At 40.7% G+C, this 8,819-nt stretch carries 6 protein-coding genes and 1 pseudogene; 2 read left to right on the top strand and 5 right to left on the bottom strand.

The window, feature by feature from the left end; all coding sequences use genetic code 11:
* Positions 1-448: 448 nt before the first annotated feature.
* The 4 genes from JMX96_RS13435 to repM all read right to left on the bottom strand — a co-directional run bounded on the left by JMX96_RS13435 (position 449) and on the right by repM (position 4,391).
* Positions 449-709: a hypothetical protein gene (locus JMX96_RS13435; protein ID WP_201569649.1), complete on the bottom strand. Its 261-nt coding sequence runs from the start codon at positions 707-709 to the stop codon at positions 449-451.
* Between the two features lie 953 nt (positions 710-1,662).
* Entirely contained in the window at positions 1,663-1,869 is a 207-nt protein-coding gene (locus tag JMX96_RS13430) for a hypothetical protein (protein ID WP_201568952.1), read from the bottom strand.
* A gap of 434 nt (positions 1,870-2,303) precedes the next feature.
* The gene (locus JMX96_RS13425) at positions 2,304-3,152 is read right to left on the bottom strand and encodes an inovirus-type Gp2 protein (protein ID WP_201569647.1); all 849 of its coding nucleotides are present in this window, start codon (positions 3,150-3,152) and stop codon (positions 2,304-2,306) included.
* Positions 3,153-3,461: 309 nt separating this feature from the next.
* The gene (repM, locus tag JMX96_RS13420; protein ID WP_201569645.1) at positions 3,462-4,391 is read right to left on the bottom strand and encodes a replication initiation protein RepM; all 930 of its coding nucleotides are present in this window, start codon (positions 4,389-4,391) and stop codon (positions 3,462-3,464) included.
* Between the two features lie 825 nt (positions 4,392-5,216).
* Here repM and JMX96_RS13415 point away from each other — a divergent pair.
* Both JMX96_RS13415 and JMX96_RS13410 read left to right on the top strand, forming a co-directional pair.
* On the top strand, positions 5,217-5,813 hold the full coding sequence (locus JMX96_RS13415; RefSeq protein ID WP_114701980.1) for a recombinase family protein: 597 nt from the start codon (positions 5,217-5,219) through the stop codon (positions 5,811-5,813).
* A 164-nt stretch (positions 5,814-5,977) separates the two neighbouring features.
* On the top strand, positions 5,978-7,561 hold the full coding sequence (locus JMX96_RS13410; RefSeq protein ID WP_114701979.1) for a Fic family protein: 1,584 nt from the start codon (positions 5,978-5,980) through the stop codon (positions 7,559-7,561).
* Positions 7,562-7,909: 348 nt separating this feature from the next.
* Here the strand turns inward: JMX96_RS13410 and JMX96_RS13720 are convergent.
* Positions 7,910-8,442, bottom strand: a pseudogene (locus JMX96_RS13720) (recombinase family protein); the annotation flags it as partial.
* Positions 8,443-8,819: the final 377 nt, after the last annotated feature.

Below are 8,819 nucleotides of genomic sequence, written 5' to 3'. Positions count from 1 at the left end.
GGTTCTTATTTTCTATAGAGGTGATCAAAGATTTTTTCCTTCTATCTAACTTTGAATACATTCCGATTGCTGTATATTTCTTCATTAGCGTAGTTATACTCTTCTTTATTACTCAGTTGATATTATTAACTTTAGTAGGAATAAACTATCTTGGTTATAGTGCATTAGTAAATGAATAGAAATAGATTATGCTCCAGTGAAATCAGATATTCAAAGCGATAATAGAGCTAATAGCCTACCTAGAATAGACTAAGGTGGTAAAACCACTTTAGTCAGCCTATCATTAGGCTATAGGCTAATGATAGGCGATTGAATGAATATTGATTGATTGCTGAATTTGAAGTGTGAAGTTTTGGGCAGTGAGATAAATAACCGCCTTTACCTGTGCAGAAAGTCTTTTCTTACGATGTCCGAAAATCATTTTTTAAGCAATAAAAACCCGCTATAGTTAGTAGGCTATTTTACTAAAAATTACTTCTATGTCTGTTAACGGTACTATTTTAATTGGCACAGCATATAACCATTGCATACCGCCGTCACAATAGAAATATCCGTTCTGATATTTTACGATGTAAGCTGTAAAGTCGTTGCCATTTAGATTACTTGTTGCTTGTTTATCACTATTATCATCAACAGCACACCATATATTTTTATAATCGTGCTCTAGCATGGCTCGTGTTAAATTACTTCCTTGTAATTTATTATGCATGATACATTTCATCTCCAAGCAGTGCCGCAATAAGTTCCCACAGTTATAGCAAATAAACAATATTTTGTATATTTATAATTATAAATATAAAACTTTGGATAACCCCCCCCTTATTTTATAGTTTAGTTCCTACACAAGGAACTAAACTAGCAGCCACAACCTTTGTTATCAGTGACTATCAGTAATTGGCTTTTGAAATATACCGCAAAATATACCGCAATCTTACAAGGTGACTAGCAGTGATTTGTCTGTTTAGTTCCTATACTAGAACACAAACTGTCGTCTGTACGTCCAGTGTTTACGGTGTTTCTTGAATTTATTTATTCTCAATACCAACAATAATACCAACAATCGCTTTTTGTTTTGCCTGATCGTGGTCTGTTTTGACGTTCACCATCATGGTGAGTGAGTGTTAATTTCTCGAGGTCATCGAAACGGTGGTCTCGTTTAATGTCCCCACTTTTGGGGGTGTCCTAAATTCTACGATACCCGATCACAATCTGTGACTTGGATTATCCAATCACCATTGGTGACTAGGGTGTGAACTTCTTAACGTCCAGTTTTGGACAGTGAAACACATAGTCCCCAGTGGGGGTTATGCTCAATAAATCGTGATCGGTGCGCTGTAGAGGCATCGAACTGTCGGCTGTGTCCCAAGTGTTTTCGGGGTCTGTGGGTTTTTCCGATGTTCTTTTAACATCATTTTTAACATCGATTGGCTGTTGCTACTGCTCAAAACATAGGGGTGACTTGTCGCGAAACTACTCACGCGCGCGTACTGTTCCATTAACTATGCTCAACCTGCCTTGTTACTTATCCGCAAATTGTTTTGAGACGGTTTTTTTCTGTGCGTGTGAATGGTGGTGGTGTCCAGTGATATGAGTGCCTGATTGCTCGCAATGCCCCCCTCACTTGTTAAGAAACTACTTCTTTTTGTGGACTCCGATAACTCATCAATCAAGCATTTTTAACCCCATTGGGTCATCTCTTTTGTCTTGTCTGCGTTCTAGTGCGAACCCACCGCCTAGCAATTTTGATTTGCTCATGGTGCATGACAAGGCGGTCTTGTAGTCATCATCATTCAATGCCATTTGCCGTACCTGCTCGATTTCATCAAGTACGCTGTCCAATGTGATCGTGTCGCGTGTTCTGTCACTCATAGCTTATGCTGCCTTTTATTTTGTCTAACATTTCCATTGATGCACCGCATATCTGCCTCACTAGCAAGTCATACTCATTCAATAGCTTGTAGTACGTGCTATGGTGCATTCCTTTGGGTCGTTCACCGTAACCATGTGCTATCCCTGCTACCCAACCTAGACGCTGCCTGATTGCATTTGCACGACTGAATAGGCGGTCTATTGGTTGCTGTAGCTGTGAACCGTAAGGAGCGTTCAGGCAATGTCTGCAGACGTAAGCACCTGCACAATACAACACTGATACTCGCTTGCTGCACGAAGGACATAACCACCAATGGCGGTAATTGCCATAGTTGCATGGTGTTCTTGTCAGCTGCACGGAGTATCTGTAAGACTTGCCACGATATGAGTAATTTAGCTCAATGCTGCTTGCCTTGACTGATTGTCTCAACTGGTCACGATAGGCTGCTATGCTCAATCGAGGGTAATTGCTCAGGCTCGAAGTGGTCGCTAGTGCTGCCATGTAATTCCCTCATATCTAAATCATTAAGCATATTAAAGCCGCTTGCTGCTATCCGTGCGAGGTATTCATCACCTGAAGTAAATCCTTTTTCGGTCTTTGGTGGTTTTCGTTGTGGCTTATCGAAGTAAGTTGTTATTGCTTTGTCGGTTGTCTCGAATATCTCGCTTACATCTCTTTTTGGTGAGTTGCTTATCCTGCTTGTTGAATAGTTTTTACCTCTTTTTGCTAAGTGTTTTTTGTCTTTGGTGCGCTCTTTTGCTAGGTAGGACATATGCCTGAAGGCGGTATTGTAGGCAACCTTATCCCCTCGTTCTACCATGTGAAAACAGTCATCAAGATGTTCAGGTACAGAGTGATAACCCAAGTGTTGATAGCTCTTTGCTAGTCGAACACTCTTTGCAGTTATGGTTCTATGGTCTTGTGTTTTGTCACCGTCAATCATAACAAACACGTGATAATGTATCTTTTTGGACTTGCATAACTCACGACACCAAGCGAACCCTAAGCGACTAACCTTGTATTTCTTTTGAGCCCACTTTCTCATCTTGCGTATGTAATGACTCATCACCGCATTGTCAGTGGGTCTATAATCTTGCTGCAAGTGAATATCTACCCTCACTACTAGCACCTTGTTATGGTGTGTCAACATAGCCATGAGTTGAGCATCAATGCGCCTCAACATCTCAGTGTGGCAACCTTTACCCTCACCTTGCGTATTGATCGGCAATAACTTACCTCCGAGCTCAATCACTTTGTCGAGAGTCACATCACAATCTTGCATAAGCGTCCTACCTGACTTAATTAGTTGCTTTGAGGTTTCCATGCTCTTTGAGTGGATCACATGGTGGTGGTTTTAAGGATAATAGTTTCTAACCGAGTAAAATCTGTTCATCAAGCCCACGTAAACAGTGCTGCGAGTGAGAAAAAATAAGGGGGTACAACTAACTTTTTGTCACTGCGTAGCATAGATAAATAGTCCTTTTACCTGTTCTTATTACTGTATGCCCTGTGGTGACGTTTTAGCCGTCTGTAGTACCTCACTATCAAAAACGATTTACGAGGCTGTCAGCGTCAATCTGTGAGCACGTTTTTACTTGTCTTTGCTCTTTGATGGTTGGTAACCGACCTTGCTCAGGTGCTTGCTATACTTTTGCTGCTTGTTTGGGTCTGCTAGGTCATTGGCAATCAACTGTGCGTATTCATACGTGCTTGCACCCATTGGCGCATTGCTGCCAAGTTCAGGCAATGATGCTAGCTTTTTGCTGAACACGTCTATCTGCTTGTCCGTCATCTTGATATAACCGTCATCAATAACAATCTGCTTTGGTGCTGCTTTTGACTTGAACGTGAATGACATGGCGGTAATAGTGCGACCTGTTTTGTGCTGCTCATACTTGACGGTTATGTCCGTATGTTCGTTGATCTGCTTGATAGCGAGGTCAATAACTCTTATTTTGAAGTTATACATTTCTTTGTATTTTTCAGGCTCAACGCCTAGCTTTTGCCGTAGGTCATCAATCTTGTATCTTTGCGTCACGCCATTATCACGCCATTGGATTATCAGCTCATAGAGTCGAATAGCGTAACTACTGCTCAGGTTCGCTACTTTCTCGATTTCATAGCTAGTGAAGTGGCTTTCGAGTCTTGTTATCAGTGGGACAACATCAGACGTGAACCGCATATAAACAATACCGCTATCAGGCTCAACGCCTATCTTATCTACCCATCTACAATGAAATGATCGGTCTTTGCCGTTCTTTGGGTTCTTATCGTGGTAGGTGACATAGCGGTCAAACAGTCCTTTGCTTGCGTCCTTGACGACTGTGTAAGCAGTCTTGTCATTCACTCCGAACTGTTCAGCATAGCTGCTTGCGTGGATTTTCAATAGGCTGTCGTGCGTGATGCCTTGACCTGAATTGCGAGCCTCAACGATTGCCAATAGGATTAGTCGTTGTTCTGCTAAATCGAGGGTATAGCTTGCTTGTATCAATGCGTTATCTTTGACGACTAATTCAGACATGGTGACGACTTATTATCGAAGTGGTTTTAGTAATCATAGCACAATTAACTTACTTTGTTTGTCGATGTAAGTATTGGTGCGATAAACGTAAGGGTATTGGCTGAAATTGGTGCGATAAACGTAAGGGTATGGTGCGATAAACGTAAGGGTATGAACGCTACAGCCCTTTGTTTTCAATGGCTGTCAGGGACTCTAAAAGCTCTTTTAAAAGCTAAATACTTAAAAGCACAAGAACTCTTTGTTTGATTGTTGATAACTCTATTTTGATTTGATGACTAAATCAGGCTCAGAACATCATCAAAAATTGCTTGATCCATGACTGGATAGATTGACTCAGATTTGAATTATCTGTCACTGGTGAAGTCGGCAACCAAGCTCAGTCGATCATCAGTTAATACCTGATTGCTGAATTTGCGCTGTGAGCGTCTTTGATGGTTCACTAGGTAACTTAGTACCGCTTTACCCTTAGAATTGAAATTTGAGCCACTCAGACGGCAAATTGGTATTGTTTTAGCTCATATCATTAGTGATTAGTTTGACTATGGAATGACTAGGTAATGAAATTATCAGTCAATTATCACTTAGACTTATTATTGATTGTTCATTGATAATATGGTGATTTTCCTATCATTTGATAACCAAGCGAAGTCTATTGATAGACGGATTATCATTTACTGATTTTATGATTTGGGTATACCCAAAACATAAAACTTCTAAACGATAACCTATCTATCATTTGACTTTTATTTGATATTAAATGATAGTAATATCTTGCTATTATCAATGAACATCAATTATTAAGTCTAACTGATACAAAGAGGTATTATGACCGTTCGTATTTATGTGAGAGCCAGCACTAAGGATCAAGACGCTACTAGAGCATTAATAGATTTGGTTGCCTTCAGTAGCCGCTATGGTGATAGCTATGTTGATTACGTTGAGCACTTCAGTGGTACAAAGCTCGATAGACCAATCTTAGCTAAGTTGCTAAAGGACGCCGAGCAAGGCGATATTTTATTGGTTGAAAGCGTGGATAGATTAAGCAGACTATCTCAAGATGATTTTTCGATTCTAAAGCAGCGTATTAAAGATAAGGGCTTACGATTGGTGGTGGCTGATCTACCAACCACACATACGATGAGTGACGGTATGACAGGTGAGATCCTAAAAGTGATTAACGATATGCTGATCGATTTATTAGCGACCATGGCAAAGCTTGATAATGACAAGCGTAGAGAGCGCATTAAACAAGGATTGGCCAACAGTGGCTATAAACCCACTGGTAAGAAAGCCAATACCGCAAAACACAATCGTATTAAAGCATTGGCTAGTCAAAACAATATGACAAAAGAAGAGATCGCTAAGGCGGTTGGTGTTGGCGTAGCTACCGTTTATCGTGTCTTAAAGCAGGTCAATAGCTGAGGTATTTTAAATATCGACTCAACGTGACCTTTGGTCTTGATTTAAAGGCATCGCAACGTCATAAGAAAATCGTTTTAATGCAATAAGGCTTTATAATAATCATTATATTGCATTCATAATTGTTTTTGCGCAAAATGGCTTATCTATAATCGCTTGAGCCACTCATGATGAATACCCCTATCTCAGATCCTATTGGCGCAGCATGGCTTGTCCGTTATGCCAGCATAGAGCTGGTTTCGCCTTTATATGTCAGCAGTAGTATCGGTGGGCGCAGACAAACCTATAAAGACGGTGACGTCATTCATAACGCTTATCAGGAAACCGCACGTCCACTGGACACTATCATTGCGCACTTACAGTTTCACATGCGTCATGAAGTACTGAATTTAGAGTTACTGGTTCGTCTATTTGAGCAGATAGGGGCAAATGACGTGCAAGCATGGGTAAACGCTGAGCCGACAGGCAGCTATGCCCGTAGAATGGCTTTCTTGTATGAGTGGCTCATGGATAAGCATTTAGAGGTACCGAGTAATATAGGCGGTAACTATGTGGATGCTTTGGATACCAAGAAGTTGGTTACTTCAAGTCCTTCGCAGGTCATCAAGAACGCTCGCTGGCGTATCAATGACAATCTAGCAGGAACCCGTCATTTCTGTCCGATGCTGGTAAAAACAGAGGCCTTTACGCAAGCAGCTGCACTCGATATTGCCACAATGGTTGACAAACTTAACGATGAATTTGGGCAAGACTTACTGATGCGCGCCTCCGTATGGATGACCCTACGAGAGAGTAAAGCCAGCTTTACTATAGAAGGTGAGGGAAAAGAGTTAAAACGCATTGAACGTTTTGCCGATGTGATGGCACGGCGTACCGGCACCGGTGACATTCCGCTTGATCCTGAATCACTAGCAGAGTTGCAACAAGAGATACTCGGTAGCAAAACGGTTATCCAGCAGTATGGTGTCCGTCAATCACCAGTTTTTGTGTCGCATACTCAGGTCAATGGCTTTAAAGAAATTGTGCATTATATTGCTCCACCAGCTGATGACATTGCTGATAAGTTAGAAGGATTACAGGTATTTATGGAAAAGACTGAGGGACAATCAGCACTGATGCGTAGTGCGGTTGCCTCCTTTGCCTTTGTATATATTCATCCGCTGGCGGATGGCAATGGCCGTGTACATCGCTTTTTAATTAATGACGTCCTCAGGCGAGACCAGGTCATTCATGAGCCGATTATCCTACCTATATCACAAGCCATTGCCGAGCATCCCTCAGACCGGCATGCCTATGATAAGATTTTAGACCGTGTCTCTGTGCCGCTCATGAAGCAAATCCGTGATCATTACAGCTTTGATAAACAGGCAGTTACCTACCCTGATGGTATTCGCTCAAACTTAAATTTTGGAAATACTCACCTGATTCAACCTGCATGGCGCTTCATGGATCTAACGCCTCACGTTCAGTACTTATCAGGACTGATTGCTCATGTTATTGAAAAAGAGATGCATAACGAGTCACAGTACCTAAGAAAGCATGACCATGCACGACTGGCGATAAAAGAGATTGTTGAGATGCCCAACAGCTATGCCGATAGAATCATTCGCAGCATGCTACAAAATAAGGGTGCTAAAAGTAATAAGCTACTGAAGGATTATCCGTTTTTGGCAAATGATGAGGTTTGGGACGATATTTTCTCTATCGTTGTAGAGACCTTTAAAGATGAAGCAGATGGTTTGAATAGTTAGACGAACCCTGCTATACGCAGGAAAGTCTGCCTTGATAATCAAGCTCAAGCTAGTCTCAATATTATCGTTCCAATGATGATTCGTTTGTAAAACGATTCGGCGAAAATACCGTAGCCTGAAAAGTAATCAATATTTTTCTTGACCCTATTCAAGCTAATAAACTACTAAAAATAGAATATGTTAAAGGAACTTTGATAACAGATTACTTTTGTTTGACAAGAATTATTACAGCTCCTAAAATTTGAGTATTTGAGTATTTGAGTATTTGAGTATTTGAGTATTTGAGTATTTGAGTATTTGAGTATTTGAGTATTTGAGTATTTGAGTATTTGAGTATTTGAGTATTTGTTTAGCTATAACAGCTATCAGCTGACGCGAACACTTAGCTGTAGCTTGTATTTCAGAATAGCTATGCCCAGATTTTAGGAGGCTAGCAATAATCTTACGCTTTTCGGTATCTTTCCTACGCCCTAAATATTTACCTTCTGTCTTAGCATGAGCAATACCTTGCACCTGACGGTTATGTCGATCTTTATAGTCCTTTCTAGCAATAACAGCGAGCATATCAAGCATCATCGAATTAATGGACTGTAATACGCTGCTCATAAATTCAGTGCTGCTCTCAGATTGAGGCGTCATATATGAGGTCGGTAGCTCTTTTGATACTACCCCAGATTCTTTTCTAATAGCATTCTTTTGAGAGTATCCCAATCAGCTTGGTTTAAACGTGCTAAGCGGTCAATCTGCTCTACCAAAATTATATCGCCTTCATAGGCATCATCGATCACTTACATTAACTGTGGACGTATTAAAGTTGCGCCTGATTCGTTTTCGACATAGAAGGCGGCAATTTTGTGATCATGATCAGTAGCAAACTGTATAAGCTCGTTTTTGGTACGCTTGGCATCTTATTCTTTGGTAGACGCTCGTAGACACGCTCTGATAAACATAAACACGTACAATAGTCTGTTATAAGTAGTTCCATTACAGCAGTCTATTTTAAGTCGTCTATTAATCGGTTTTTGATGCCTTTTAGATGGTTCCCTTGGGGTATACCCTACGATAACAGGAAAGCCATCGCGAATGACAAAACCTGTTTAGCTTTTAAACAAGACGGGTTTGTCGATAGTATGTAAGATAAGTTCGAAAAGTAACTGGAGTGTGAGGCTATTCATACTTGGTCTGAATTAAAGTTTTATTGTGATTAATTTCTGCTCAATGTTATTCATTTGTCGCCATGATGAGTGATGGCGGCTTG

The organism is Psychrobacter sp. JCM 18900 (assembly GCF_904846625.1).
In the GTDB taxonomy this organism is placed as follows: domain Bacteria; phylum Pseudomonadota; class Gammaproteobacteria; order Pseudomonadales; family Moraxellaceae; genus Psychrobacter.
This window is presented reverse-complemented; position numbering and strand designations above follow the sequence as displayed.